This is a genomic window from Demequina muriae (genome assembly GCF_030418295.1).
Lineage (GTDB): Bacteria > Actinomycetota > Actinomycetes > Actinomycetales > Demequinaceae > Demequina > Demequina muriae.
Genome location: NZ_JAUHQA010000038.1, coordinates 1 through 563, shown reverse-complemented (window position 1 = coordinate 563; position 563 = coordinate 1). Strand labels below are relative to the sequence as shown.

The following is a 563-nucleotide window of genomic DNA, read 5'->3' as shown; positions in this document are numbered from 1 at the left end:
GGAAGGCTTCGGCCGAGGGCGCCTTGTGGAAGTAGAGGTAGCCGCCGAACAGCTCGTCGGACCCTTCACCCGAGAGCACCATCTTCACGCCCATCGCCTTGATGCGCCGAGCCAGCAGGAACATCGGCGTGGAGGCGCGCACGGTAGTGACGTCGTAGCTTTCGATGTGGCGGATCACTTCCGGCAACACGTCCAGCCCTTCCCAGAAGGTGTAGACGAAGCCGTGGTGCACGGTACCCAGCGCCTCGGCGGCCAGTTGCGCAGCGGCCAGGTCCGGCGAGCCTTCCAGGCCAATGGCGAAGGAATGCAGGCGCGGCCACCAGGCTTCGCTCTGGCCGCCGTCCTCGACGCGTTCGCGGGCGAAGCGTGCGGCACAGGCGGCGATCAGCGAGGAATCCAGCCCGCCGGAAAGCAGTACGCCGTACGGTACGTCGGTCATCAGCTGGCGCTGGACCGCCTGCTCCAGCGCGATACGCAGGTCGCCCGGCGCCCTGCCCTGCGTCGTCGCGTACGCGCGCCACGGACGTTCGTAATAGCGACGCAAATGGCCGGTGGCGCTGTCA

The 563-nt window shown here is 67.7% G+C and carries 1 protein-coding gene; it reads right to left on the bottom strand.

The genetic code is table 11. The annotated features are described in order from the left end of the window. A partial coding sequence (locus QQX02_RS13250) for an asparagine synthase-related protein (protein WP_301143838.1) occupies nt 1-563 on the bottom strand: 563 nt, incomplete at both ends.